The organism is Amycolatopsis sp. lyj-109, assembly GCF_046548995.1.
Classification (GTDB): Bacteria; Actinomycetota; Actinomycetes; order Mycobacteriales; family Pseudonocardiaceae; genus Amycolatopsis.
The window spans coordinates 83,526-109,700 of sequence record NZ_JAJPWR010000013.1; the positions used below are offsets into that span (position 1 = coordinate 83,526).

Here is a 26,175-nt window from a genome sequence, read left to right on the forward strand (position 1 = left end):
TCCGGTCACGGCCAGCTGATCAGGCCGCGCGTTTCCCCGCCGCCGCCCGCGCCTTGTCCTGCAGGGTGAGCAGCAGGCCGTCTCGGGTGGACCAGGGACAGATCGTCACCTTGCCGCCGGCGACCGTCAGCAGGGCTTCCGCGACGATCGCGCCGGCCAGGGCCTGGTGCGCGCGGCTGCGGGAGATGCCCGGCAGTTCCGCTCGCCTCGACGGCGGCAGCGCGGCAAGCCGCGGGATCCACGCGCGGAGGTCGTCGAGCCGCAGTTCCTTGCACTTGCCCGGGCGGGCACCGGCCAGCCGCGCGAGCTGCTGCAGCACCTTCGAGCAGCCGACGACCCGCGGGTCGTCGACGTCGGCGGCGCCGAGCGTGGTGGTCACGACGTCGAGGGCGTGCGCGTGCAGCGCCTTGACCTGCTTGTTCGACACGCGCTCGGACGGCAGCCAGTCCCGTGTCATCGAGCGGGCGCCCAGCGGCAGCGAGCGGGCGAAGGTGGCTTTCTCCCCGGAGCCGGCGGCCAGTTCGACGGTCCCGCCGCCGATGTCGAGCACGAGCATCGGCCCGGGCTCGGCGTCGTACCAGCGGCGGGCGGCGACGTAGGTCAGTTCGGCTTCGCGGCGGCCGGACAGGAAGCGCAGCTCGACCCCGGTTTCGCCGGCGACGTGCCGGACGACGTCCGCCGCGTTGGCGGCGTCCCGGATCGAGGACGTCGCGAGCGGGTAGACGTCGCTGACGCCGTGGCGGTACGCCATGGTCATGCCCGCGGCGACGGCGGCCGTGACGGCGGCGATGCCGCGGTCGGAGAGGCGGCCACGGACGTCGAGCTCGCGGTCCAGGCGCAGCCGCGTCTGGTGGTTGACCACCGGTTCGCGGGGTGAGCCGTCCACCGGCACCACCACGAGCCGGGCGCTGAACGAACCGACGTCCAGCACGCCCACCGCGGGCTCTTCTCTTTTTCGCACTGCTCGGGGCACCTCACTTCCGCCTGCTGAATATCCCCAGTTCACCGGTTCGAAACCAGCAATGATGTCCGATCTCACGCCGTTCCGCCGCGCATTTCCCCGATTGGGGCCCTCCGGACGGGTGTTCCTGACGCGAAGGTCACAGTGAGATAACCCGATCGAGTGAACCACGGTGCGATCGGACACGATTCGGTAACGCTCGCTCGCGAGCGAGCGATTATCCGGTCATCGAAACCCACGTGGAGCAGGGCCAGGAGAGGCAACGGCCGGAGCGGCGAGCCGAGCTCGTGCGGCCGGCTGCCGTCGTGCTCGCGGTCGTGGCCGGACTCGGCTGCGTCCTGCTCGGGGTGACGTCGGTGCTCGCACCGGCGCCGGTGATCGCCCCGGCCGCGGACAGCCCGTCGGCGGCCGGAACGCCGCCGGTGGCGCTGCTGATCCCCGGATTCGGGTTGACGGTGGACCACTTGGTCGCGCTCGGTCACGTCGGCGGCCGCCGTGAGCAGCCGGGCACGGCGCTGGGCGTGGGCTGGTTCGCCGACGGGCCGGTGCCGGGCGCGCCCGGGGTGGCGGTGCTCTCCGCGCACGCGAGCTTCGGGTACCAGGCCGGCGCGTTCGCTCGCCTCGCCCGGCTCGAGCCGGGAGCGACGGTGGTGGTCCGCGACGCGGGAGGCCGGGAGTCCCGGTTCACGGTCCGCCGGACGGTGGCGTTCCCGGCGAGCGCGCCGGACAGCACGCTGGTGGCCCCCTCGGGACCGGGCCCGGAGCTGCGGCTGATCACGAGCGACGGGACGTACGACAGCTCGGAGCCCGGCGAAACGCGGATCGCGGTCTACGCGGCTCCGGTCTAGCGGTGGCCCGAGCGGTCTGCCGCGGCTGGCCGTGAGTGAGAAACAGTGTTAGAACACTGTTTCTCACTCACGACCAGCTGACCGGGCGGACTCAGCCGATCAGTTCGCGCAACTGGGACACCGCCGCCACCCGAGCCTCGCGGCCCGGCTGGAGCGGGTTCACCACCAGCGTCGTCGCGCCCGCCTCGGCCATGGCCGCCACCCGCTCCTTCACGTACCCCGCCGGGCCGACCAGGGAAATCGCGCGCAGCAACTCGACCGGAACCGCCGCGGCCGCTTCGTCCTTCTTGCCGTCCAGGTACAGGTCCTGGATCAGCTTCGCCTCGGCCTCGTAGCCGTAACGGCGGGCGAGGTCGTTGTAGAAGTTCTTGCCGCGCGCGCCCATGCCGCCGATGTACAGGGCCAGGATCGGCCGCAGGTGGTCCAGCAGCGGCTCGACGTCGTCGCCGATGGCCAGGGCCACCGTGACGAACGTGTCCAGCTCGCCCAGTGCCGCGTCGCGCTTGGCCTTGCCCTCGGCCAGGGACGCGCCCCAGACGTCGGCCGCCTTCTCCGGGTGGAAGAAGATCGGCTGCCAGCCCTCGGCGATCTCGGCCGTCAGCGCGACGTTCTTCGGCCCGATCGAGGCCAGCAGCACCGGGATCCGCTCCCGGACCGGGTGGTTGATCAGCTTGAGCGGCTTGCCGAGCCCGGTGCCCTGCTCGGGCGGCAGCGGGATCGTGTAGTGCTTGCCCTCGTGCACCACGCGCTCACGGCGCCACACCTGGCGGCAGACGTCGACGATCTCGCGCGTGCGGCCCAGCGGCGCGTCGTACTTCACGCCGTGGAACCCCTCGATGACCTGCGGGCCGGACGCCCCGAGCCCGAGGATGAACCGCCCGTCGGACACGAAGTCGAGGCCGGCCGCGGTCATCGCGGTCAGGGTCGGCGTGCGGGTGTAGATCTGGAAGATGCCGGACGCCAGCTGGACGCGCTCGGTCTTCGCGGCCAGGTAGCCGAGCTGGCTGACCGCGTCGAACGAGTACGCCTCCGGCACGAAGACGACGTCGAGGCCGGCCTTCTCCAGTTCGACGACATCGGCGACGCTTTCGGCGAAGCCTCCGGAGTAGCTGATCCCGGTCCCGATCTTCATGGGCGTCCTCCCGTGGTGAGCAAGCGCTTAGTCGCAGGTCATTATGCGCGCTGCCCGGCGTCTTCCGGTATGGGCACCGCCACTATCCGCCCGCGACCACCGTCCCCCGCACGTCGCCGAAACCGATCCGCGCGCCGCCGGGGCCGGGCGCGGTCGCGCTGATCACCACCTCGTCGCCGTCCTCGAGGAACGTCCTCGTCACGCCGCCCGGCAGCTCCAGGGGCTCCTGGCCGCCCCAGGACAGCTCCAGGAACGAGCCCCGCTGGTCACGTTCCGGGCCGGTCACCGTGCCCGAGGCGTAGAGGTCGCCCGTGCGCAGGCTCGCGCCGTTGACCGTCAGGTGTGCCAGCTGCTGCGGGGCCGTCCAGTACTGGGTCGCGAACGGCGGGCTCGACACCAGGTGGCCGTTGAGCCGGATCTCCAGCGCCAGGTCCAGCCCCCACTTTTCGGAGGTCCGCAGGTAGTCGAACGGCTCCGGGTCCTGCGGCGGCCCGTCGACGCGCGCGTGCTCCAGCGCGGCCAGCGGGACGATCCACGGCGACACGGACGTCGCGAACGACTTGCCGAGGAACGGGCCGAGCGGCTGGTACTCCCAGGCCTGGATGTCGCGCGCCGACCAGTCGTTGACCAGGCAGACACCGAAGACGTGGTCCGCGAAGTCCGCTGTGGACACCCGGGTGCCCGGTGTGGACGGAGTGCCGACGACGAACCCGACCTCCGCCTCGATGTCCAGCCGCTGCGACGGCCCGAACGACGGGGTGCCGGCGTTGCGCGGCTTGCGCTGTCCGTGCGGCCGGACGACCGGCGTGCCCGACGTGACGACGGTGCCGGCCCGGCCGTGGTAGCCGATCGGCAGGTGCTTCCAGTTGGGCGGAAGCTCGGTCGCGTCCGGCCGGAAGATCTTGCCGGCGTTGAGGGCGTGGTGCTCGCTGGAGTAGAAGTCGACGTAGTCGGCGACCTCGAAGGCGAGGTGCGTGGTCACCTCGGCCAACGGGACCAGGTGCGGCCGGAGCTGGTCGGCGTAGCGGGGTTCGGTCAGCCACTCGGTGACGCTTTCGCGGACCTCGCGCCAGGTCGCGGCCCCGGCGGCCAGCAGCGGGTTGAGCACGCCGGAGGTGAGCAGCGGCGCGAACGCGGCGGCGGTCTCGGCGGCCGCGGCGGTCAGGTCGAGCACCTGATCGCCGACCGGCACGCCGACCCGCCGTTCCGGTGCCCCGCCGACGGAGAAGATCCCGTAGGGCAGGTTGGCCAGGCCGAACGGCGTGTCGTCGGCAAGCTCGAGCCAGGTCACGGTCACTCCTCGTCCCGGACGGCTCGCGCCGCCACCCAGTCGGCCACCACGTCCGCCAGCACCGGCAGCGGCAGGGTTCCGCTGCCCAGCACCGTGTCGTGGAACTCGCGGATGTCGAACCGCTCGCCCAGCTCGCGCTCGGCCTCGGTGCGCAGCCGCTCGATCTCCAGGCGGCCCACCATGTAGCCCAGCGCCTGGCCCGGGTGGCCCGCGTACCGGTCGATCTCCGCCTCGACCTCGATCTGGGCCATCGGCGTGTTCTCGACCAGGTAGTCGACCGCCTGCTGCCGGCTCCAGCCCAGCGCGTGCAGCCCCGTGTCGACCACCAGCCGGGCCGCGCGCATCGAATCCTGCGTCAGCAGCCCGAGCCGGGCCGCGTTGTCCGAGTACAGGCCCATCTCGTCCGCGAGCCGCTCGGCGTACAGCCCCCAGCCCTCGCAGTAGGCGTTGAACATGCAGATCCGGCGCAGCAACGGAACGCCGGTCAGCTGCTGGGCGAGCGTCAGCTGGAAGTGGTGGCCCGGCACGGCTTCGTGGAAAGCGACGGATTCGCTCAGCGTCCGCTGCCGCTGGTCCGCCTCGCGCGTGTTGGCGTAGTACGTACCCGGCCGCGAACCGTCGAGCGACGGCTCGATGTAGTAGGCGATCGAGCCGCTCTCGGCCTCCGCGTCGGGCACCGGGGCGACCTGGCAGCGCTGCTCCGGCACGCGCGAGAACCACTGGGGCGCCACGGCTTCCGCCCGCGTGATCGTCGCGCGGGCGGATTCCAGCAGCTCCTCACCGTCCCGCCAGCGCAGGGCCGGGTCCGTGCGGATCCGCTCGAAGATCTCGGCGAGGTCGGTGGTGCCGAACAGCTCGGCGCCCAGCTCGCGGTACTCCCCCGCCAGCCGCTCGATGATCGCCCGGCCGGTGTCGTGCAGGTCCTGCGGCGTGCGTTCGGTCGTCGTCTCGGCGCGGATCAGGGCCGCGTAGCGCTCCGGGCCGCCCGGCAGGTCGCCGATCCCCGGCGACGTCTCGGGCCGGGCCACCGGGACGACCTCGTCGGCCAGGAAGTCCCGGTAGCGCCGGTACGCCGGCCAAACCACTTCGGCCAGCAACCGGTCCCGCTCGGCTTCGAGGCCCCGGACCGGCACCTTCAGCGGGTCGTTCTCCGGGGCGGCGAGGTACCGCTCGACGTAGCCGACGCCGATGCGCGCCAGGAACTCCGGCGGCGTCAGCCCTTCGGCGAGCGCGGCCCGCTGCCGCTCGATCAGCTGGTCCAGGTAGGTGCCGACGGCGGCGAGCCTGCTGAGGTAGCCACGTGCCTTGACGTCGTCGTCGAGGATCGTCTGCGGCAGCTCAATGAGCAGTTCGAGGGCCGGCGCGGCCAGCCCGTCGCTCACCGCGATGTCGGCCCGGCCGGAGTCGAGCACGTCGAGCTGGGTGCGGGCCTGCCAGATCACGACGTCCCGGGTGACGCGTTCGGGCGGCGTCAGCGCCGTCGCGTCGATCGCCTCCGCCCGCTCGATGAGGCCGGCGAGCCCGGCGCGGAACCGGGCGGCGGCTTCGGCGGTCTGGTCGGCGAGCTTGTCGTGCGTGCCCGGCAGGCCGTACAGCGACGGGAACAGCGGCTGCGCCTCGAACATCAGCTCCAGGCACTCGTCGGCGAGCTTTTCGGGCGTGTCACGGCGGTGCGCCACCCACTCGGCGACCACGCCGGACAGCACCGGCAGCGGTAGAGTCCCGCTGCCCAGCACGATGTCGTGGAACTCGCGGATGTCGAACGCCTCGCCCAGCGCCTGCTCGGCGCCGGCGCGCAGCCGCTGGATCTCCAGCCGCCCCACCATGTAGCCCAGCGCCTGGCCCGGGTCGGCGGCGTACCGGTCGATCTCCGCCTCGATCTCGAGCCGCGCCATCGGCGTGTGCTCGGCGAGGTAGTCGACCGCCTGCTGCCGGCTCCACCCGAGCGCGTGCAGGCCCGTGTCGACGACCAGCCGGCCGGCCCGCATCGAGTCCTGGGTCAGCATGCCCAGCCGCGACACGTCGTCGGAGTACAGGCCCATCTCGTCGGCCAGCCGCTCGGCGTAGAGGCCCCAGCCCTCGCCGTAGGCGTTGACGTGCACGATCCGGCGCAGCAGCGGCAGACCGGTGAGGCCCTGGGCGAGACACAGCTGGAAGTGGTGCCCCGGCACGGCTTCGTGGAACGCGATCGCCTCGCTGGTGAACCGCGGCCGCTTCTCCGCCTCGTGCGTGTTCGCGTAGTAGACGCCCGGACGCGTGCCGTCGAGGGACGGCCGCAGGTAGTACGCGATCGTGCCGCTGGTGGCCTCGGCGGCCGGCACCGGAGCGACCTGGCACTTCTGCTCCGGCACCCGCGAGAACCACTGCCCCGCCACGGCTTCCGCGCGGGTGATGGCGGCCCGGGCCCCGGCCAGCAGCTCCTCGCCGTCCTTCCAGCGCAGCGCCGGGTCGGTCCGGATCCGGTCGAAGATCTCCCCGAGATCGGTGGTGCCGAACAGCTTCCCGCCCAGCTCGCGGTACTCCCCGGCCAGCTTTTCGATCAGCGCCAGCCCGGTCTCGTGCAGTTCCTGTGCCGTGCGGTCGGTGGTCGTTTCGACGCGGATCAGCGCGGCGTACCGCTCCTGTCCACCCGGCAGGGCCCCGATCCCCGGCGACGTCTCGGGCCGGGCCACCGGCAGGACCTCGTCGGCCAGGAACGCGCGATAGCGCGCGTACGCGGGCCGGACGACCTCGGCGAGCAGGCGGTCGCGCTCGGCCTCGAAACCCTCGAACGCGGACGGCGGTGTCACGCGCAACGGGTCGCTCTCGGGCGTGGCCAGGTACCGTTCGACGTAGTCGATGCCGATGCGCACCAGGAAGTCCGGCGGCACCAGCCCTTCGCCCGCCGCGGCGCGCTGCCGGCCGATCAGCGCGTCGAGGTAGCCGCCGATGCCCGCGAGCCGGCTCAGGTAGCCGCGGACCTTCGGGTCGTCGTCCAGCACCGTCTGCGGCAGGTAGAGCAGCAGCTGCAGCGCGGGCGCACCGAGCCCGTCGCTGACCGAGATATCGGCGCGGCGGGAGTCGATCTCGTCGATGACGGACCTCGCCTGGGAGAGCACGACCTGCAAGGTGACGCGCTCGTCGGCGGGCAGCCCGGCGGGGTCGACTGCCTCGGCGCGCGCGGCGATCGCCGCGTAGCCCGCGCGGAGCCGGGCTTCGGCCTCCGCGCCGGGATCGGGCAGCCGGTCGTGGTCACCGGGCAGGCCGAACACCGACGGGTACAGCGGCTGCCGTTCGAAGTCCAGCGCGACCAGCTCGTCGGCCAGCCGGCCGGGCGTGTCGAGCCGGCCGGCCACCCAGTCCTCGACCACCTTCGCCAGTGCGGAGAGCGGCAGCATGCCGTGGCCCAGCACGACTTCGTGGAAACCCCGGATGTCGAACCGCTCGCCCAGCGCCTGCTCGGCTTCGGCGCGCAGCCGCAGGATCTCCAGCCGACCCACCATGTAGCCGAGCGCCTGGCCCGGCCAGCCGACGTACCGGTCGATCTCCGTTTCGATCTCCAGCCGCGCCATCGGCGTGTGGTCGACCAGGAAGTCGATCGCCTGCTGCCGGCTCCAGCCCAGCGCGTGCAGCCCGGTGTCGACCACCAGCCGGCCGGCCCGCATCGAGTCCTGCGTGAGCATGCCCAGGCGCGAGACGTCGTCGGAGTACAGGCCCATCTCGTCCGCGAGCCGCTCGGCGTAGAGGCCCCAGCCTTCGGCGTAGGCGTTGAACATGCCGATCCGCCGCAGCAGCGGAAGATCGCGCAGTTCCTGGGCCAGGCTGAGCTGGAAGTGGTGCCCCGGCACGGCTTCGTGGAACGCGATCGCCTCGCTGGTGAACCGCGGCCGCTTCTCCGCTTCGTGGGTGTTCGCGTAGTACGTGCCCGGGCGCGTCCCGTCGAGCGACGGCTGGAGGTAGTACGCGATCGTGCCGCTCGCCGCGTCCGCCTCCGGCACCGGTGCGACCTCGCACTTCTCCGCCGGGATGCGGGAGAACCAGCGCGGGGCGGCGGCTTCGGCGCGGGCGATGGCGTCCCGGGCCGCGGAGAGCAGCTCCTCGCCGTCCCGCCAGCGCAACGCCGGATCGGTGCGCAGGCGCTCGAAGATCTCGGCGAGGTCGGTGCTGCCGAACACCTTCGCGCCCAGCTCGCGGTACTCCTCCCCCAGCTGTTCGATCAGGGCCAGCCCGGTGTCGTGCAGGTCCTGCGCCGTGCGCTCGGTGGTCGTTTCCGCGCGGATCAGCGCGGCGTACCGCTCGGCCCCGCCCGGCACGTGGGAGATGCCCGGGGCGGTGTCCGGCCGCCCGGCCGGCTCGACCTCCGTGCGCAGGAAGTCCCGGTACCGGGCGTACGCCGGGTGGACGACCTCGGCGAGCAGCCTGTCCCGCTCGGCGTCGAAACCCTCGACGGCCGCGGTCGTGCCCACCTTCAGCGGGTCGGCGTCCGGCGCGCCGAGGTAGCGGTCGATGTACTCGATGCCGACGCGGGCCAGGTACGCCGGCGGCACCAGCCCTTCGGCCAGGCTCGCGCGCTGCCGCTCGGCCAGGTCGGCGAGGAACCGCTCGATCGCGCCGAGCCGGGCCAGGTAGCCGCGCGCCTTCTTTTCGTCGTCCAGCTTGTAGTACGGCAGGTACATCAGCAGCCCGAGCGCGGGCGCGGTGAGCCCGTCACTGACCGCGAAATCGGCGGTCCGCGCGCCGAGCCGGTCGGCCTCGACCTCGGCGGAGGCGATCACGACCTCCCTCGTGACGGCTTCCTCCGGCGTCAGGCCGTCGACGGACAGGGCCCGCGCCCGGGCGGCGAGGCCCGTGTACGCGGCACGGAACCGCTCCTGTGCCTCCCTGGTCTGCTCGCCCAGCCGGTCGTGGTCACCGGGCAGCCCGAGAATCGACGGGTGCAGCGGCTCGTGCTCGAACGACAGCTCGACGAGCTCGTTCGCCAGGCCGTCGACGGTGTCGCCGTGCCCGGCCACCCACTCGTCGACGACGGAGGCCAGCACCGACAGCGGCAGCTGGCCACCGGCCAGCACGAGGTCGTGGAACGCGCGGACGTCGAACCGCGAGCCGAGCCGCTGCGACGCGCGGGCCCGGGCGCGCTGGATCTCCAGCCGCCCCACCATGTACCCGAGCGCCTGGCCCGGCCACGCGATGTAGCGGTCGACCTCGGACTCGATCTCCGCGCGCGCCTCGGGCGTGTGCTCGAGCAGGTAGTCGACGGCCTGCTGACGGCTCCACCCCAGTGCGTGCAGCCCGGTGTCGACGACCAGCCGGCCCGCCCGCAGCGAATCGCCGGCCAGCATGCCGAGCCGGGCGATGTCGTCGGAGTAGAGCCCCATTTCGGCGGCGAGGCGCTCGCTGTAGAGCCCCCAGCCCTCGACGTACGCGTTGAACATGCCGATGCGGCGCAGCAGCGGCAGCTCGGTGAGCCCCTGCGCGATGCTGAGCTGGAAGTGGTGGCCCGGCACGGCTTCGTGGAACGCGGTCGTCTCGGCCATGTGCCGCAGCCGCTCGGTGGCTTCGTGGGTGTTCGCGAAGTAGATCCCCGGCCGCGAGCCGTCGGCCGCCGCGCGCAGGTAGTACGCCGCGGGCGCGCCGGGCGCGACCTCCGCCGGCACCGCTTCGACCGTGCACTGCTGCTCGGGGATCCGGCCGAACCACTTCGGCGCTTCCGCCGCTGCCCGGGCGACGGCCGCGCGGGCGGTCTCCAGCAGCTCGTCCGCACTGCGCCAGCGCAGCGCCGGGTCGGTGCGCAGGCGCGCGAAGATCTCGGCGAGGTCGTCGGTGCCGTACACCTTCAGCCCCAGCTCGCGGTACTCGACGGCGAGCGACTCGATCGTGTCGAGGCCGATCCGGTGCAGCTCTTCCGGGGTGAGCCCGGTGGTCGTGTGCATCCGCGCCAAGCGGGTGTAGGTCTCCGCACCGCCGGGCAGCCACGACACGCCGGGCCGGTCCGCGGGCCGCCCGTGCGGCTTGACCTCGGTGACCAGGAAATCGCGGTACTCGGCGAAGGCCGGCCGGACGACGTCGGCGAGCAGCTCCTCCCGCCGCCGCTCGAACTCCTCGTCCGGAGCGGGCTGGCGGCGCAGCGGGTCGGCGTCCGGGTCGGCGAGGTAGCGGTCGAGGTGCGCGACGGCGGCGTCGACCAGGTGGGCCACCGGCATCAGCCCAGCCGTCATGCCCTCGGCGTGCCGCCGCGCGGCCTGGCGCAGGTACTCCGGTACCGCGGCCAGCCGGCCGAGCTGGGCCTCCGCGGCATCGCCCGCCGTCACCGTCGTCATCGGCAGGGCCATCAGCAGGCCGGCCGCGGGCCCGATGGACAGGTCGGTGACGGTGAACTCGGCCATCCGGCTGTCGATCGAGGCGAGGCGGTTTTCGGCCGTGGTGATCAGCACCTCGCGGGTGACCCGGTCCTCGGCCGCCAGGCCTTCGGCCGCCAAGGCGCGGGCGCGCTCGAGGAACGCCGCGAGCCGCGCCCGAAACGCCCGCTCGGCTTCGGCCGACAAGTCCGCCAGGCCGGGCTCCGCCGGGCGGATGCCCAGCAGCGCCGGCGTCAGCGGATCGGCGGCGAACAGCGCTTCGACAAACTCGTCGGCGAGTTCGGTGACCGCGGTCATGGCAGGACCCCCAGCTTCGGCTGATGTGCTCAAGGCCGACCCTAACGGAGATCACCGACAAGAATCGCGGGTCGTCCGCCCGAGGCCGGACGGCCTCCGGCAGGCGGATCGGCCAGGCGGTAGCGTTCCTCGGGTGGCCGTGACCGATCCCGTGGATACCCGCCTGCTCGCCGCGCTCGCCGACCTCGGCAAGGCGGCCGTGCACGAACTGGCGGCCAAGGTCGGCATGGATCCCCGCGAAGTCGCCTACCGGCTGGTCGCTCTCTCCGGCAGCGGGCTCCCCCTGCTCGTCGGCGTCGAAAGCGACCCGAACGGCCTTCGCGCGGCCATCGCCGGCGCGCCGCCGTCGTGGGCGAACCGGCCACCGCAGCAGCAGTTCCCGCCGCCTTCGCAGCCGGTGCCGCAGCAACCCGCCCCGCCGATGCCGCCGCCGGTCCAGGGCACGCCTTCGGGACCGTACAACGTCCAGGGCGCGCCCTCGGGGCCCTACACCGTCCAGGGCGCACCTTCGGGTCCGTACACCGTGCAGGGCGCGCCTTCCGGGCCCTACACCGTCCAAGGCACGCCGTCCGGGCCGCATCAGGTCCAGGGGACGCCGTCCAGCCGCCACCCGGGCCCGCAGCAGCACCCGCCCCGGCCGTTCACGCCGCCGCCGGTGCCGCTCGACCCGGCCGTGAGCACGTGGGGCGTGCCGCAGACGGCGTCGTGGGCCCGCGGCGACGAACCCGCCCGGCCGAGCGGGCCCGCGGCCGGCAAGCGGGGCAGGCTCGGCGAGGTGATGGAGACCCAGGGCCTGGAGGGCGAGCAGCTGTCGGTGCAGCTCCTGGAAGTCCAGGACCCGGCCGACTACCTGTTCAGCGCGGCCGGGTACCGCCTGGAGGACGGCGAACGCGCGGTCGTGGTGCACACCGAGATCACCAACCGCGGCGCGATCCCGTTCGCGTCGCTGCCGGACAACTACCTCGAGCTGCTCGCGGCCGACGGACGGCCGATCGGCAAGGCACCGGTGTCGCTGACGTCCCGGCCGCCGCACCGGATCGGCGTCAAACCGGGCGAGACGCTGGGCGGCCACACGGTGTACGTCCTGCCCGACGCAACCCGCGTGGTCTCGGTGCGCTGGAGCCCGCGGCCGGAGCCGGACGAGCGCACGATCACCTGGTCGATCGAGGACTAATAGCTTTCGTCGCGCAGTTTTTCCAGGGCCTTCGCCAGATCGTCCGGGTACTCCGACTCGAACTCGACCCAGCGGCCGTCCGCGGGGTGCGCGAAGCCCAGGGTCTTCGCGTGCAGCCACTGCCGGCTCAGGCCCAGGTGGCGGGCCAGGACCGGGTCGGCGCCGTAGGTCAGGTCGCCGACGCAGGGGTGCCGCAGCGCCGAGAAGTGGACGCGGATCTGGTGCGTCCGCCCGGTTTCGAGCTTGATGTGCGCGAGCGACGCCGCCCGGAACGCCTCGACGACCTCGTAGTGCGTCACGCTCGGGCGGCCGCCCTGGACCACCGCGAACTTGTAGTCGTGGCGCGGGTGGCGGTCGATCGGGGCGTCGATCGTGCCGCGCATCGGGTCCGGGTGGCCCTGGACGATCGCGTGGTAGCCCTTGTCGACCGTGCGTTCCTTGAACGCGCGCTTCAGCACGGTGTAGGCGTGCTCGCTCTTGGCCACCACCATCACGCCGGTGGTGCCCGCGTCGAGCCGGTGGACCACGCCCTGGCGCTCGGCCGCCCCCGAGGTCGCGATGCGCAGGCCGGCCGCGGCGAGTCCGCCGACGACGGTCGGGCCGGTCCAGCCCGGGCTCGGGTGCACCGCGACGCCGACCGGCTTCGAGATCACCACGATGTCGTCGTCGTCGTGCAGGATCTGCATGCCCGCGACCGGCTCCGCGACGATCTCGACCGGGTTCGCCGGCTCCGGGAGGGTGATCTCCAGCAGGCCACCGCCGGAAAGCCGGTCGGACTTGCCCGCGGGACGGCCGTCGAGCAGCACGTCCCCGGACTCGGCGAGCTCGGCGACGACCGTGCGGGACAGTCCGAGCAGCTTGGCGAGGCCGGCGTCGACCCGCATCCCGTCGAGCCCGTCGGGCACCGGGAGCATCCGCGAGCTCACGCCTGTTCCTCCTGCGTTTCCGGCTTCTTCTTGTCCTTGGTCGACGTGCCGTCGTAGTCCTTGCCCAGCAGCGACAGCAGCACGATCAGAGCGCCACCGACGCAGATGGCGGAGTCGGCGATGTTGAAGATCGCGAAGCCCTTGCCGTTGGGGGCGAACGCCGAGATGAAGTCGACGACGTGGCCCTGCAGCCCGCCGGGCGCGCGGAAGATGCGGTCGGTCAGGTTGCCGGTGGCGCCGGCCAGCACGAGGCCGAGGCCGATCGCCCAGCCGATCGAACGCAGCCGCCGCGACAGCCAGATGATGGCGATGACCACGGCGAGCGCGACCAGGGCGAGCACCCAGGTCATGCCGGTGGCCATCGAGAACGCGGCACCGGGGTTGCGGATCACCTGCAGGTAGATCAGCCCGCCGAGGATCTTGACCGGCTCCTTGCCCTCCAGGTTGGCCACGACCAGGTTCTTCGTCACCAGGTCGACCGCCCAGAACACGACGGCGACCGCGAAGACCCAGCCGACCCGCCGCTTCGGCAGCAGCGGCTTCGCCGGGACCTCCGGGTTCTCGGGCGCGTCGGCGGCCGGATCGGGCACCGCATCGGCGGGCGCGGCGGTGTCGGGTTCGGAGTGGCTGGGCTCGGTGCTCACCGGTCCATTGTCCACGGCGCTGGTCAGGCCGCGGCGGGCCCGTCCGGCCGCGGGCGCAGGAGCACGGCGAACGCGGCCGCGAACAGCACGCCCGCCGCGGCGAGCGCCCCGGCCACCGGGGGTAGGAACACGGTCGCGACCAGCGCGAACACCCCGGCGACGGCCAGCAGGAACCCGCTGCGCTCGTAGCCGGCCAGCAGCACCAGGCCGAGCGTCGCCAGCAGGGCGCCGCGGACGTCGCCGCCGAGCCGGAACTGGAGGGCGCCGACCAGGTCGAGCAGCGGGACGGCGGCCAGCGCCCCGAGCGTGCCCAGGACGAAGCGGCCTGGCTGCGGGCGTAGCTGCCGCCAATACCAGGCGGCCACGGCGAGAACCACGCAAGCGAGGCCCGCGAGCCAGCCGAGGGTCGCCGACGGCACCACGTCGTAGGCGACTGCACTCGCGTACGTCGTGCCGCTGAGTTCGTTGGTGGCGAGGCCGTGCAGCCGCTGGTAGCCCCGCGGAGCTTCGACGTGGGCCGGGACCAGGTCGACCGCAACCATCACGAGCAGCGCGAACCCCAGCGCGGCCAACGGGAACCAGGACCTCCGCGGACTCCCCATCGACTCAGGGTATCGAGCGCGGGTTTCCCCGCAGCAGGGTGATGAAGGCGGCGGCCAGGAGGATCACCGCCGAGCCGAGGACGCCCACCACGTCCGCCGAGAGCACCACGGCGACCAGCGCGAACGCGGCCGTCGTCAGCAGGACGAACCGGCTGCGTTCGTACGCGGCGAGCACGAGCAGGCCGAGGGTGGCCACGAGCGGGCCGCGCAGGCCGTCGCCGAGCCGGAACTGCCAGGACCCGACCAGGTCGAGCAGCGGGACGGCGAGCAGCGCGCCGACCGTGCCCAGGACGAACCACCCGGTGCGGGCGGGCCGCAGGGCGAGCGCGTACCAGACGGCCGTGCCGGCGAGGACCACCCCGAGCGTGACCAGCCAGGCCGGCCCTTCGGGCAGGCCGCGCCCGAACTCGTAAAACTCGTCCAGGGGCCGCCACTGCGCCTGACTGTAGGTCGGCCCGGCCGAGGGCGCCGGCCCGAGCAGCAGGTTCGCGGATTCGCTCTCGGCCTGGCTGCGGCGCGACAGCAGCTGCACCGCGGCCAGGGCGATCTCGGCGAATCCCAGCAACGCCAGCGGAAACCAGAAACGCGGCCCTCTCCCCATCGGCCCAGGCTAGCGCTCAGCAGAACGGCGGCAGCTCCCGCGGGTCGCCGACCGGCGCCCAGCGGCCGTCCACCTTCGCGTACTCCCAGCGGGCTCCGCGGGCGACGATCTGCCGCAGTGCCAGGAGCACGCGGTCGACGTGCTCCTCGGTGCTGCCGAGGCCGAGGCTGACGCGGACCGCCTGCTGCCCGTCGCCGCCGGTGACGCCGATCAGCCGCTTGGCCGCGATGTGGGCGCAGAAGGCGCCGTCGCGGACGCCGATGCCGTACTCGGCGGACAGCACCGCGGCGAGCCAGCCCGGGTCGAAGCCGTCGACGACGAAGCTGACCGTGCCGACCCGGTCGACCGGCGCGTCGAACAGCCGCAGTTCGGCGCAGCCCGGGAGGCTCTCGAGGCCCTTGCGCAGCCGGGTGAGCAGGGCCTGCTCGTGGTTTTCGATCGCGGCCCAGTTTTCGCCGAGGGTTTCGCACGCGACGCCGAGCGCGTAGACGCCGACGGTGTTGGGCGAGCCGGCTTCGTGGCGCTCCGGGCCGGTGTTCCAGACGACGGCGTCTTCGGTGACGAGCTTGGTCGCGCCGCCGCCGGCGAGGTACGGGCGGGCCGCGCGCAGCCAGTCGGCGCGGCCGATCAGCGCACCCGCGCCGAAGGGCGCGTACAGCTTGTGGCCGGACAGCGCGACGTAGTCGACGTCGAGTTCCCTGAGCGAGATCCGGCGGTGCGGGGCCAGCTGGGCGGCGTCGAGGGCGACGCGGGCGCCGTGTTTCCTTGCCACGGCGGCGATCTCGGCCACCGGGAGCAGCTCACCGGTCACATTGGACGCTCCGGTGACGACGACCAGCCGCGGTCCCTGCGGGGCGTCGGCGAGCGCTTCGTCCACAGCGGACACCGCGGCGAGGCGGGTCCGCGGGGTCGGCAGGCGCCGGACGTTCGGGCCCTGCCACGGCAGGAGAGCGGCGTGGTGCTCGGTGTCGAACACGATCACCGTGGTGTGCCGCGGAAGGCTGCGGGCGAGCAGGTTGAAGGCGTCGGTGGTGTTGCGGGTGAAGACGACGGTGTCGGTCCGCCGTGCGTCGACGAAGCGGCGCAGGACGTCGCGGGTGCGCTCGTAGAGCTTGGTGGAGACCTGCGACGCGAAGCCGGCGCCGCGGTGGACGCTGGCGTACCAGGGCAGGAACTCGTCGACCTTCGCGCGGACGGCGTCGAGGCACGGGGCGCTCGCGGCGTGGTCGAGGTTGGCGTAGCCGATGTCCCCGCCGGTCACCAGCGGCACCCGCAGCGACGCTCCCGCGACGGCGGGAATGTCGCGAGTCTCAGGGATTTCGCGGGTTTCGGGCTGGGTGCGGTCGATGGCGAGAGTCATCGGGGTGCCTCCTCGGCGATCCGGGGGACCCCGGCGAGGGGCCCGCGCTTGCCCGTCGCACGACGCGACCGGCCCGGTCTTCACCCGGGGCACCCCACCGCGGTAGGAGGGTTGCCGGCCAGCAAGCCGGGGCTTCGCGCTGGCACTCATGACCTGAGTCAGAAGGTAACCGAGAAACCGGCGGCCGGCCAAGTCCCGCTTCACATTCTGAGACGCCGCTCACAGACCGTGAGCGGCACCGAGCGCCCCAATGTGGCCTTCGTTGCGTCTGACGCACCCAAGGCGGCCTTCGGTGCGTCTGACGCACCGAAGGCCGCCTTGGGGCGCTGGCGACCCGCCAACAGGGACGCGCGGGATCAAGGACGTGCGCGGAACCGGCCCGGCAGCTGGACCACCGCACCGTCCGCGAGGTGCGTTGCGGTGCCCGAGTACTGCTCGGACCCGGCGGTGAAGCGCCAGCCGCCGAGGGTCTTGCCGTCGATCGGCTCACCGAGGGCCTCCGCGACCGTTGTCGCAATCCGGGAGAAGGCGACGCCGTCCCAGTCGCCCGCGGCCGCGTCCGGGAGCGTCCAGAGCGTGAAGTGCACGTGGGCACCCGTGCTGCTGCCGCCGCACGGCAGGGCGTTGCCGGTCGAGCCGAGCACGGCCCCGGCCTCGGCCCGCTCGCCGTCGGTCACCCGGATGCCCTCGAGGTGGTAGTAGCCGGTCCGCCACCCACCCGGGTGATCGAGGGTCACCCAGTCGCCGCCGGCGCAGTGCTGCAGGTGGACCGTGCCGGCCAGCGGGGCGCGAACCGTGCCGTCGGCGGGGCTGAAGTCGATCGCGTTTTTCACGCCGGTGCTGCCGTCGTCGGAGTGGATGCCCGCCGAGTAGACCTGCTGGCCGGCCTCGAACGGCAGGGTCAGCGCGGGAAAAACCTCGGCGGCCGCCGGAGCGGCGAGGAGTCCCACGGCCGCGGTGACCGCGGCGGCCAAGCCCGCCCATCGCACAGAAAGGTTCACGGCGGGTTCTCCTCTGGCGCCAAGTTCACTCAATCGAGCGCACATTAAGCCAAAAGAGGGACTATTGGGAAGGCTGTTCGTTAATTTCCGTTACTGGCCGGACTCGCCCTTCCAGCGAGCCAGACGGCCGGCCCGGTCGACGGCGCGCAACCGGCGTTCGACCGCGTCGCGGACCGCGCTCGTCGTGACGACCAGCAGCTGGTCGTGCTCCTGCAGCCGGCTGGTCTTCTGCGGGGTGAAGCCGGTGCCGTCGCGCACGACCAGGCTGATCGTCGCCCCGATGGGCAGCCGCAGCTCGGACAGGTACACGCCGTGCAGCTTCGACCCCGGCTGGATCCGGACCTGCAGCAGTTCGGCGCCCAGCTCGTCCAGCGGCGCGGAGTCGACCTCGATCTCGTGCGCCTCGGACTTCTTGGCCAGCCCGAGTTTGCGCGCGAGCGGGCCGAGCGTCGCCCCCTGGACCAGCGTCAGCACGACGACCAGCACGAACACCGCGTCGACCAGCCGCTGCGCGCCCGGCAGGCCCTGCGAAAGCGGGATCATGGCGAGCACGATCGGCACCGCGCCGCGCAGCCCGGCCCACGACAGGAACGCCTGTTCCCGCCACGGCAGCCGGAACGGCAGCATCGACAGCACGACCGAGACCGGCCGCGCCAGCAGCAGCACGACCGCGCCCGCGACCAGGCCCGGCACGATCGCGTCGAGCAGCCGGCCCGGCGAGGCGAACAGCCCGAGCAGCACGAACAGCCCGATCTGCGCCAACCAGCCCAGGCCCTCGGCGAACGACAGCGTGTCCGACCGGTGCGGCAGCCGCGAATTGCCGAGCACCAGCGCGGCGACGTAGGTGGCGAGCAGCCCGGACGCGTGCAGCAGCTGCCCGGACGAGTACGCCACGACGCACACCGCGACCGTCGCGAGCGGGTAGAGGCCGGTCGCCGGCAGCGCGGCCCGGCGCAGCGCGATGCCGCCGAGCCAGCCGAAGGCCAGGCCGATCGCCAGGCCCGCCGTCAGCTCGTAGACCACCAGCAGCGGCAGCGTCCAGTCCACAGTGGTGCCTTCGGCCAGCACCACGACGGCGATGTAGGCCGGCGCGTCGTTGATGCCCGACTCCAGCTCGAGCGCGCCGGTGAGCCGGTTGCCGATCCCCGCCGTGCGCAGCACCGAAAACACCGCGGCCGCGTCGGTCGAGGCGAGCACCGCGCCCCACAGCAGCGCCAGCCGCCAGTCCAGGCCCAGCAGCCAGTGCAGGGCGGCCCCGGTGGCCGCGATGCTCACCACGACAGCCACTGTGGACAGTGCGATTCCCCGGCCCAGCGCGGGTTTCACCGCCGACCACCGGGTGGTCAGGCCGCCTTCGGCGAGGATCATGACGAGCGCGGCGAGCCCGAGCGACTGGGTCAGTTCGGGATTGTCGAACCGGATGCCGAAGCCGGCTTCGCCCAGCAGGACGCCGATCCCCAGGTACAGCAGCAGCGAGGGCAGGCCGAGCCGGATCGACACGCGCACGGCCAGCACGGAGGCGAGGAGCACGACGCCGCCGACGCCGAGCAGCACGGGAAGCTGGTCCATGCCCGCCTCCTCCCGAGTGCCGTGGGGCCCTCAGAATAGTGAGGCGCGGGGGTTAACTCGTTCGTGTACCGCTGCCCGGCGTCGGACACCCGGTGTGTTAAGGCGCCGGGACACCACCGAGCGCGGCGAGATCGACACCGAGAGCGGCGAACGGCTCCCCCGCCGCCGGCAGCACCTTGACCGCGCGGTGGCCGTCCCGGGCCACCCAGCCGGCGTCGACGGCCCGGTCGAGCAGCGCCGCGGGCAGGGCCCCGGCGAGGTGGTCGCGACGCTCCGTCCAATCCAGACAGTCCCGCAGCAGCGGCCGCCGCCCGGCGGCGACCGGCACGCCGAGGTCCGCCAGCACCGCGCGCCCGCGCGGGGTCAGCGCCAGCCCGTCGGCGGTGTCGACCAGGCCGGTGGCCAGCATGCCGTCGCGCACGGCGACGCCGAGCTCGCCGGCGAGGTGGTCGTAACAGGTCCGCGCGAAGCCGAGCCGCCGCGCCCGCAGTGAGGACTTCAGGCCGGTCACCGGCCGGTGACCGGCGGTTTTTCGGGGGCTCCGGGTGGCGGAGCCCCCGGCCCGGGGCGAAACCCCGGATGTCACTGCATGCTGGGCCAGGTGCTCGATCAACTCGGCGACGCGTGGGTCGGCGATCCGGACGTAACTGGCCCGCCCCTGCTTGACGCGGGCGACGAAGCCCGCTCCGGCCAGCCGCGTGACGTGCTCGCTGGCGGTCGAGAGGGCGATCCCGGCCGCCTTCGCGAGCTCGCCGACGGTCCAGGCCCGCCCGTCCAGCAGCACGAGGCACATGGTGGCCCGGCTCGGGTCGGCGAGCACCGCGGCCACCTCGGCCAGCGCGATCGTCTCCATGCCCCCACGCTACGACCCGCACCCTTCGGCCCCTGCCGAACCTTCGCGTCCTGGTGGGCACTTTCACGTGAAAGTGCCCACCAGGACGCGTAGCTTTCACGTGAAAGCGGCGCGGGGGCCGGGGGGGTCAGAGGGCCTTGAGGAACTTGGCGGCCACCTGGACCGCCGGGCCCGAGTCGTTCGAGTTCTCCAGGACCACCGCGAAGGCCACGTTCCCGCGGTAGCCCACGAACCAGCCGGTGGCCTGCTTGCCGTCGCCGAACTGGGCGGTGCCGGTCTTGCCGAAGACGTTCCCGGCCGCACCGGCCGCGCGGCCGGTGCCGCTGGTGACCACCGCGCGCATCAGCTTCCGCACTTCGCCGAGCACCGACGCCGGCGGCGGCGAGTAGCCCTTGACCACCGTGGTCTCCAGGTCGTGCCACAGCCGCGGCGTGATCGCCTTGCCGGTGGCGACCGTCGCGGCCATCAGCGTGCCGCCGAGGGCGCTGACCTGGATCCGGCCCTGGCCGAATCCGTCCTCGACCTGCTCGTCCTTGCTCGCCGCGGGCTCGACCTTCCCCAGTTCGGTCTTGATCCCCGGGATCTCGTAGTCGGCGTTGAGGCCCAGTTCGTCGGCCGCCTTCTTCAGCCCGTCCGCGGGCAGGCCGAGCGCGAGTTGCCCGAACGTCGTGTTGCAGGAGCGCGCGAACGCCGTCTGCAGGTTCGTCGCGCCCAGCTCGAAGCCCTCGTTCTTGACCGTCCGCGTGCCGATCGTCGCCGTGCCGGGGCAGTCGACCGGTGACGTCGCCGAGAGGCCACTCTGCTGGACCGCCGCCACCGCCGTCGCGATCTTGAACGACGACCCCGGCTCGTACAGCCCGTTGAGCGCCTTCGGCGAGTTCCCGGCGGCGCCGTTCTGCGCGACGGCGAGAATGTCGCCCGAACCCGTGTCGAGCGCAACGAGCATCGCCGACCCCTGGTAGTCGCTCACCGCGGCCTGGGCGGCGCTCTGCGCGGTCAGGCTCAGGCTCGACACGAGCGGCTTCGCCCCTTCGGCCGACGTCTTCCCGAACAGCGTCTCGACGCTCGTCCCACGGGCATCGACGCGCTCGACGGCGAAGCCCTTGCCGGCCGCGGCCGTGACCTGCTCGATGAGAGCCGAGCGCAGCAGCGGGACCGGGTTGCCGTCGATCGTCCGCACGCCGCCGGGCCCGGTGATGATCAGGGGCTTGCCGTCCCGGTCGGCGACCGCGGTGGCGTCCTGCACGGCGGTGTTGAGCACCAGCCGCTGGCCCGCCTCCAGCTTGGGGTGCACCAGCGACGGCGCCCAGTGCACCAGCCACTTCCCGCTGCTCTGCACCAGCTCGAACGGCACGTCGTAGGTCCAGACCTGGCCCGGCTTCAGCGTCCACGACATGCTGAAGGTGCCGCCCGTCTGCTTCGCCCCGGCCGGGGACGGCTGCAGGACGGTCAGCTTGGCGGCCACCGACGTCGGGTTCAGCGTGTTCCGCGTGGCCCGCAGTGCCACCGCGGCGGCCGCGTTGTCATCGGTCAGCCGGCCGGCCGCGTCGGGGTTGTTCTCGGAAAGGTCCTGCAGGTACTCGGTGATCGCCGAGTTCGGGTCGAGCGCGCCGGGACTCTCCACCGAGGTCGCGCCGGTGGCGGCCTCCGGCGTCGATCCCCCGCTGTTCAGCAGGAAGAACGCCACGACCACGACCACGACGACCAGCAGCGCGCCGCCGATCAGGATGCCGCGTCTCTTGCCAGGATTCATTCCGGTTCCCTCCCCCATGCCCACCACCGTCGTGAGTGGCAAGTCGGGTTCTAACCCTACTTACCACTCACGACCGGCGTCAGGCTTTGGCGACCGCCACGGTGACCTTCGTGCCGTCCCCGACCGTGCCGGCGAAGCCCTCGGCGACCGGGCCGTAGGTCACCGACGTGGAGAGGGTCTCCGAGGCCAGGAACTGCTCGTGCGTCCGGGCCGCTTCGACGACCTCGGCGGGCGCGTCGACGGTCAGCGCGATCCGGTCGGCGACGTCGAGCCCGGCGTCGCGACGCGCCTGCTGCACGACCCGGACCAGGTCGCGGACCAGGCCCTCGGCCGCCAGCTCCGGCGTCACCTCGGTGTCGATCAGGACCAGGCCGGACCCGCCGGGCAGTTCCGCCGCCGCGCCGCCGCCCTTGGCGACCAGCCGGCGCTCGAACTCGCCCTCCTGCAGGGCGATCCCGGCGGCGACCACCGCGCCGCCCCGGAACGACCAGTCGCCCGCCTTGACCGCCTTGATCACCGTCTGGACGTCCTTGCCCAGCCGCGGCCCGGCGGCGCGGGCGTTGACCGCGACCTCGAACCCGCCGTGCGCGGCGACGTCGGTGGTCAGCTCGACCGCCTTGACGTTCACCTCGTCGCGCAGGATGTCGGCGAAGGCGCCCATCGTCTCGGCGTCCTCGGCCGCGACGACCAGCGACGACAGCGGCAGCCGCACGCGCAGCTTGTTCGCCTTCCGCAGCGAAAGCGCCGACGAAGCCACCTGCCGCACCCGGTCCATCGCGGTGACCAGCGCCGCGTCCGCGGGCAGGTCGTTCGCGTTCGGCCAGTCGGTCAGGTGCACCGAACGGCCGCCGGTCAGCCCGCGCCAGACGACCTCGGTGGTCAGCGGCAGCAGCGGCGCCGCGACCCGCGAAGTCACCTCCAGCACGGTGTGCAGCGTGTCGATCGCGTCCTTGTCACCCGCCCAGAAGCGGTCGCGCGAGCGGCGCACATACCAGTTCGTCAGGACCTCGAGGAAGTCCCGGACGGTCTGGCACGCACCCGCGACGTCGTAGTGGTCCATCGCGTACTCGACGTCGGTGACCAGCTCGTGCGTCTTCGCCAGGACGTACCGGTCGAGCACGTTCGGCGAATCCGTGCGCCACTGGCCTTCCACGCCTTCGGCGTTCGCGTACAGGGCGAGGAAGTAGTACGAGTTCCACAGCGGCAGCACGGCCTGGCGGACGGCGTCGCGGATGCCCTTGTCGGTGACGACCAGGTTGCCGCCGCGCAGGATCGGGCTCGCCATCAGGTACCAGCGCATGGCGTCGGAGCCGTCGCGCTCGAGCACCTCGTTGACGTCCGGGTAGTTGCGCAGCGACTTGGACATCTTCGCGCCGTCCGAGCCCAGCACGATGCCGTGCGCGACGCAGGCGCGGAACGCCGGCCGGTCGAACAGCGCCGTCGCCAGCACGTGCAGCAGGTAGAACCAGCCGCGCGTCTGCCCGATGTACTCGACGATGAAGTCGCTCGGGTAGTGGTGCTCGAACCACTCGGCGTTCTCGAACGGGTAGTGCACCTGGGCGTAGGGCATCGAGCCCGAGTCGAACCAGACGTCGAGGACGTCCGGGACGCGGCGCATGGTCGAGTTCCCGGTCGGGTCGTCCGGGTTCGGCCGGGTCAGCTCGTCGATGTAGGGCCGGTGCAGGTTGTCCAGCCGCACACCGAAGTCGGCCTCCAGCTCGTCGAGCGAGCCGTAGACGTCGGTGCGCGGGTACGCCGGGTCGTCCGACTGCCACACCGGGATCGGCGTGCCGAAGTACCGGTTGCGGGAGATCGACCAGTCGATGGCGTTCTCCAGCCACTTCCCGAACTGGCCGTCCTTGACGTTCTCCGGGTACCAGGTGATCTGCTGGTTCAGCTCGACCATCCGGTCCTTGAACTGCGTCACCGCGACGAACCAGGACGAGACCGCGCGGTAGATCAGCGGGTTCCGGCAGCGCCAGCAGTGCGGGTAGGAGTGGTCGTAGGTTTCGTGCCGCAGCAGCAAAGCACCCTGCCGCGCCGCCGATCCCGTGCCGTTCTTGAGGTCCCGCACGATGTTCGGGTTGGCGTCGAAGACCTGCTGGCCCTCGTAGTCCGGCACGGTCGCGTCGAACTTGCCGTGCGCGTCGACCGGCGTCACCGGCGGGATGCCGGCGGCGTCGGTGACGAGCTTGTCGTCGGCACCGTAGGCGGGTGCGATGTGGACGATCCCGGTGCCGTCGTCGGTGGTGACGTAGTCGGCGGCCAGCACCTGGTGCGCGTTCTCGGTGCCGGTGAAGTACGGGAACGGTGGGGCGTAACGGGTTCCGAGCAGCTGCGTGCCGGTGTAGTGCGCGACGACCGCGGGCTCTTCGCCGAGTTCACGCGCGTACGCGGCAACCCGCGCTTCGGCGAGCAGGAACCGCTTGCCGTCGTGCTCCACGACGACGTACTGCACGTCCGGGTGCACGGCCGTGGCGAGGTTCGACGGCAGCGTCCACGGCGTCGTCGTCCAGATGAGCAGGTAGGCGCCGTCGAGCTCGTTCCCGTTGCCCTCCAGGCGGAAACCGACCGTGACCGCCGGGTCCTGGCGGTTGCGGTAGACGTCGGAGTCCATGCCGAGCTCGTGGTTGGACAGCGGCGTCGCGTCGCGCCAGCAGTACGGCAGGACGCGGTAGCCCTCGTAGACGAGTCCCTTGTCCCACAGGCGTTTGAACGCCCAGAGCACCGACTCCATGTAGGTGACGTCGAGGGTCTTGTAGTCGTTGTCGAAGTCGACCCAGCGCGCCTGGCGGGTGACGTAGTCGCGCCACTCGTCGGTGTAGCGGAGGACGGACTCCTGCGAAGCGGCGTTGAACTTCGCGATGCCCATCTCTTCGATCTCGGACGTCTCGGTGATGCCGAGCTGGCGCATCGCCTCGAGCTCGGCGGGCAGGCCGTGGGTGTCCCAGCCGAAGCGGCGCTCGACCTTGCGGCCCTTCATCGTCTGGTAGCGCGGCACCAGGTCCTTGACGTACCCGGTGAGCAGGTGGCCGTAGTGCGGCAGGCCGTTGGCGAAGGGCGGGCCGTCGTAGAAGACGTACTCGTTTTCGCCCTTTTCGCCCGCGGGGCGCGCGTCGATGCTCGCCTGGAACGTCCGGTCGCTCTCCCAGTAGGCGAGGACCTGCTTCTCCAGCGCGGGGAAGGACGGCTGCGACGGGACTCCTGCGCCGTCGCCAAGCTGGGCCTGGGGGTACATCCGGGTGCTCCTCGGTTCGTCGCTCGCGTACGGACGACCGGCTCCCGCACCGGTCACCCACACGGGGACGAGACGCCTCGGCGTTCCGCGGTACCACCCCGCTTGCCCGTTCTCACGGGCCGCTTCGTTGAACGGCTGTCACGGGCCGCACCCGTCCGGTTCTACTGAGAGCGGTGACGCTCGGTTCTTCCGGAGGCTCCCCGGTGATGGCCGGATCGACGCCGTGTTGCCTACCAGGTTAACCGGCCCGCGCAACCGGGTTGTCACGAGGGGCACATACGGTCACGCCGATCGCGACCAGCCAGAGCGTGCCCGCGATCAGGCCCACCTCGTGCAGGCCGGTGATGAACGGGCCACCCACGACCGCGCCGAGCACCGCCACCCCGAGCGCGCCGCCGGCCTGGCGGGCGGTGTTGTTGACGCCGCTCGCCACTCCCGCGCGTTCGGGTGGGATGCCGTCGACCGCGGCCGTCACCACCGCCGTCGTCAGCAGGCCCATTCCGGTCCCGAGGCCGAGCAGCGTCGGCAGGAGGGCCGCGTACCCGCTCCTTTCGTTCAGCAGCACCAGGTTCAGTATTCCGAGCGCACCCAGGGCGAGCCCGGCGACGATCAGCGGGCGCGGCCCGAAGCGGCCGGTCAGCCTGCCTGCGACGGGGGCCAGCAGCGAGAGCGGACCGAACAACGGCAGCAGTCCGAGCCCGGCTTCGAGCGGTCCCGCGTGCCGGACGCCCTGCAGGTACAGCGTCAGCACGAGGATCGCGCCGATGCCGGTGAAGTTCATCGCCGCCGCGACGAAGTTCGGGCTCAGCGTCCGGCGGACGACGTCCGGGGGCAGCATCGGATCCGGCGAGCGGCGTTCCACGGCCAGGAACGCCGCGAGCGCGCCCGCGGCCACGATCCCGGCCACGACGTTCCGGTCGATGACCGCGTAGACGCCGGCACCGAGGGCGGGCGCCGCCGTGGCGACGCCGGCGACGTCGATCCGCCGTCCGGGCACCCGCTCGCCGCGCGGGACGAGCCGCCGGGTCGCGAAGGCGGCCGCCAGCACGACGGGGACGTTGAGCCAGAACACCGGCCGCCAGCTCGCGACGGCGACAATGGCGCCACCGAGCACCGGACCGGCCGCCAAGGCCAGCGCCGAGACTCCGGCCCAGATGCCGAGGGCCCGCGCGCGCTCGGCGTGTCCCGGGTAGGCGTTCGTGAGCACGGCGAGCGTGCCGGGCAGCAGCAACGCCGCGCCGAGCCCCTGGCCGGCGCGGGCGGCGACGAGCAGGGGTGCGGTGGTGGCGAGCCCGCACGCGGCCGACGCCGTGCCGAACAGCGCGAAGCCCGCGAGGACGACCCGGCGGTGGCCGAAGACGTCGCCGAGGGCGCCGCCGGTGAGCAGGAACGCGGCCAGCGTGACGGCGTAGCCGTCGACCACCCACTGCTGCGCCGCCAGGCCGGCGTGGAGACCGGTGCCGATGGCGGGCAGGGCGACGTTGACGACCGTGACGTCCAGCTGGACCAGGAACATCCCGGCGCAGAGGATGAACAGGAGCATGTCCTCCAGTGGACCGCGCGGACACTTCCGTTGGCGTGGAAGTGTCG

The 26,175-nt window shown here is 72.6% G+C and carries 17 protein-coding genes and 1 riboswitch; of the genes, 2 read left to right on the forward strand and 15 right to left on the reverse strand.

What is annotated here, in order from left to right; genetic code table 11:
- Positions 1-19: 19 nt before the first annotated feature.
- The gene (locus ACLJQF_RS27730; RefSeq protein ID WP_410612924.1) at positions 20-961 is read right to left on the reverse strand and encodes a Ppx/GppA phosphatase family protein; all 942 of its coding nucleotides are present in this window, start codon (positions 959-961) and stop codon (positions 20-22) included.
- A 239-nt stretch (positions 962-1,200) separates the two neighbouring features.
- Between ACLJQF_RS27730 and ACLJQF_RS27735 the strand changes: the two genes are divergently transcribed.
- Positions 1,201-1,809 carry a class F sortase gene (locus tag ACLJQF_RS27735; protein WP_410612926.1) on the forward strand — a complete coding sequence of 203 codons (609 nt, stop codon included), beginning with the start codon at positions 1,201-1,203 and terminating at the stop codon, positions 1,807-1,809.
- Positions 1,810-1,900: 91 nt separating this feature from the next.
- Here ACLJQF_RS27735 and ACLJQF_RS27740 read toward each other — a convergent pair whose 3' ends face one another.
- From ACLJQF_RS27740 to ACLJQF_RS27750, 3 genes are all read right to left on the reverse strand, one after another.
- Entirely contained in the window at positions 1,901-2,941 is a 1,041-nt protein-coding gene (locus ACLJQF_RS27740; RefSeq protein WP_410612928.1) for an LLM class F420-dependent oxidoreductase, read from the reverse strand.
- Positions 2,942-3,023: 82 nt separating this feature from the next.
- Entirely contained in the window at positions 3,024-4,238 is a 1,215-nt protein-coding gene (gene fahA / locus ACLJQF_RS27745) for a fumarylacetoacetase (RefSeq protein WP_410612929.1), read from the reverse strand.
- Positions 4,235-10,864 (reverse strand): DUF885 domain-containing protein, encoded by a 6,630-nt coding sequence (locus tag ACLJQF_RS27750; protein ID WP_410612931.1) that lies wholly within the window; start codon positions 10,862-10,864, stop codon positions 4,235-4,237. Before ACLJQF_RS27750 ends, fahA begins: the two co-directional genes overlap by 4 nt.
- Positions 10,865-10,997: 133 nt before the next feature.
- Here ACLJQF_RS27750 and ACLJQF_RS27755 point away from each other — a divergent pair, with 133 nt between their 5' ends.
- Positions 10,998-12,038, forward strand: a complete 1,041-nt coding sequence (locus ACLJQF_RS27755) for an AsnC family protein (RefSeq protein ID WP_410612933.1) — start codon at positions 10,998-11,000, stop codon at positions 12,036-12,038.
- On the opposite strand, the gene ACLJQF_RS27760 is transcribed toward ACLJQF_RS27755, so the two are convergent.
- The 11 genes from ACLJQF_RS27760 to ACLJQF_RS27810 form a co-directional block, all read right to left on the reverse strand.
- On the reverse strand, positions 12,035-12,964 hold the full coding sequence (locus ACLJQF_RS27760) for an RluA family pseudouridine synthase (protein WP_410612936.1): 930 nt from the start codon (positions 12,962-12,964) through the stop codon (positions 12,035-12,037). The two genes, ACLJQF_RS27755 and ACLJQF_RS27760, sit on opposite strands and share 4 nt — an antisense overlap.
- On the reverse strand, positions 12,961-13,554 hold the full coding sequence (lspA, locus tag ACLJQF_RS27765; RefSeq protein WP_410613265.1) for a signal peptidase II: 594 nt from the start codon (positions 13,552-13,554) through the stop codon (positions 12,961-12,963). The genes ACLJQF_RS27760 and lspA overlap by 4 nt, the downstream gene beginning before the upstream one ends.
- Positions 13,555-13,631: 77 nt before the next feature.
- Complete coding sequence (locus tag ACLJQF_RS27770) at positions 13,632-14,210, reverse strand: hypothetical protein (RefSeq protein ID WP_410612938.1); 579 nt, start codon at positions 14,208-14,210, stop codon at positions 13,632-13,634.
- A 4-nt stretch (positions 14,211-14,214) separates the two neighbouring features.
- Positions 14,215-14,811 carry a hypothetical protein gene (locus ACLJQF_RS27775; protein WP_410612940.1) on the reverse strand — a complete coding sequence of 199 codons (597 nt, stop codon included), beginning with the start codon at positions 14,809-14,811 and terminating at the stop codon, positions 14,215-14,217.
- 16 nt (positions 14,812-14,827) lie between these two features.
- Positions 14,828-16,171, reverse strand: a complete 1,344-nt coding sequence (locus ACLJQF_RS27780) for an aminotransferase class V-fold PLP-dependent enzyme (RefSeq protein ID WP_410612942.1) — start codon at positions 16,169-16,171, stop codon at positions 14,828-14,830.
- Between the two features lie 39 nt (positions 16,172-16,210).
- Positions 16,211-16,325: riboswitch (SAM riboswitch) on the reverse strand.
- 202 nt (positions 16,326-16,527) lie between these two features.
- On the reverse strand, positions 16,528-17,172 hold the full coding sequence (locus tag ACLJQF_RS27785) for a M23 family metallopeptidase (RefSeq protein ID WP_410612944.1): 645 nt from the start codon (positions 17,170-17,172) through the stop codon (positions 16,528-16,530).
- A 90-nt stretch (positions 17,173-17,262) separates the two neighbouring features.
- Positions 17,263-18,741: a potassium/proton antiporter gene (locus ACLJQF_RS27790; RefSeq protein ID WP_410612946.1), complete on the reverse strand. Its 1,479-nt coding sequence runs from the start codon at positions 18,739-18,741 to the stop codon at positions 17,263-17,265.
- Positions 18,742-18,838: 97 nt separating this feature from the next.
- The gene (locus tag ACLJQF_RS27795; protein ID WP_410612948.1) at positions 18,839-19,594 is read right to left on the reverse strand and encodes an ArsR/SmtB family transcription factor; all 756 of its coding nucleotides are present in this window, start codon (positions 19,592-19,594) and stop codon (positions 18,839-18,841) included.
- Between the two features lie 127 nt (positions 19,595-19,721).
- Positions 19,722-21,347 carry a penicillin-binding transpeptidase domain-containing protein gene (locus ACLJQF_RS27800; RefSeq protein ID WP_410612950.1) on the reverse strand — a complete coding sequence of 542 codons (1,626 nt, stop codon included), beginning with the start codon at positions 21,345-21,347 and terminating at the stop codon, positions 19,722-19,724.
- 79 nt (positions 21,348-21,426) lie between these two features.
- Positions 21,427-24,585 carry an isoleucine--tRNA ligase gene (gene ileS / locus ACLJQF_RS27805; protein ID WP_410612952.1) on the reverse strand — a complete coding sequence of 1,053 codons (3,159 nt, stop codon included), beginning with the start codon at positions 24,583-24,585 and terminating at the stop codon, positions 21,427-21,429.
- Positions 24,586-24,823: 238 nt separating this feature from the next.
- Positions 24,824-26,128: an MFS transporter gene (locus ACLJQF_RS27810; RefSeq protein ID WP_410612954.1), complete on the reverse strand. Its 1,305-nt coding sequence runs from the start codon at positions 26,126-26,128 to the stop codon at positions 24,824-24,826.
- Positions 26,129-26,175 lie beyond the last annotated feature (47 nt).

What these genes read in the sequence shown, in the direction of transcription:
- ACLJQF_RS27790 (WP_410612946.1), bottom strand. Translation starts at nt 18,741, where the DNA reads ATGGACCAGCTTCCCGTGCTGCTCGGCGTCGGCGGCGTCGTGCTCCTC.
- ACLJQF_RS27795 (WP_410612948.1), bottom strand. Translation starts at nt 19,594, where the DNA reads ATGGAGACGATCGCGCTGGCCGAGGTGGCCGCGGTGCTCGCCGACCCG.
- ACLJQF_RS27775 (WP_410612940.1), bottom strand. Translation starts at nt 14,811, where the DNA reads ATGGGGAGAGGGCCGCGTTTCTGGTTTCCGCTGGCGTTGCTGGGATTC.
- ACLJQF_RS27750 (WP_410612931.1), bottom strand. Translation starts at nt 10,864, where the DNA reads ATGACCGCGGTCACCGAACTCGCCGACGAGTTTGTCGAAGCGCTGTTC.
- ACLJQF_RS27780 (WP_410612942.1), bottom strand. Translation starts at nt 16,171, where the DNA reads ATGACTCTCGCCATCGACCGCACCCAGCCCGAAACCCGCGAAATCCCT.
- ACLJQF_RS27770 (WP_410612938.1), bottom strand. Translation starts at nt 14,210, where the DNA reads ATGGGGAGTCCGCGGAGGTCCTGGTTCCCGTTGGCCGCGCTGGGGTTC.
- ileS (WP_410612952.1), bottom strand. Translation starts at nt 24,585, where the DNA reads ATGTACCCCCAGGCCCAGCTTGGCGACGGCGCAGGAGTCCCGTCGCAG.
- ACLJQF_RS27810 (WP_410612954.1), bottom strand. Translation starts at nt 26,128, where the DNA reads ATGCTCCTGTTCATCCTCTGCGCCGGGATGTTCCTGGTCCAGCTGGAC.
- ACLJQF_RS27740 (WP_410612928.1), bottom strand. Translation starts at nt 2,941, where the DNA reads ATGAAGATCGGGACCGGGATCAGCTACTCCGGAGGCTTCGCCGAAAGC.
- ACLJQF_RS27800 (WP_410612950.1), bottom strand. Translation starts at nt 21,347, where the DNA reads ATGAATCCTGGCAAGAGACGCGGCATCCTGATCGGCGGCGCGCTGCTG.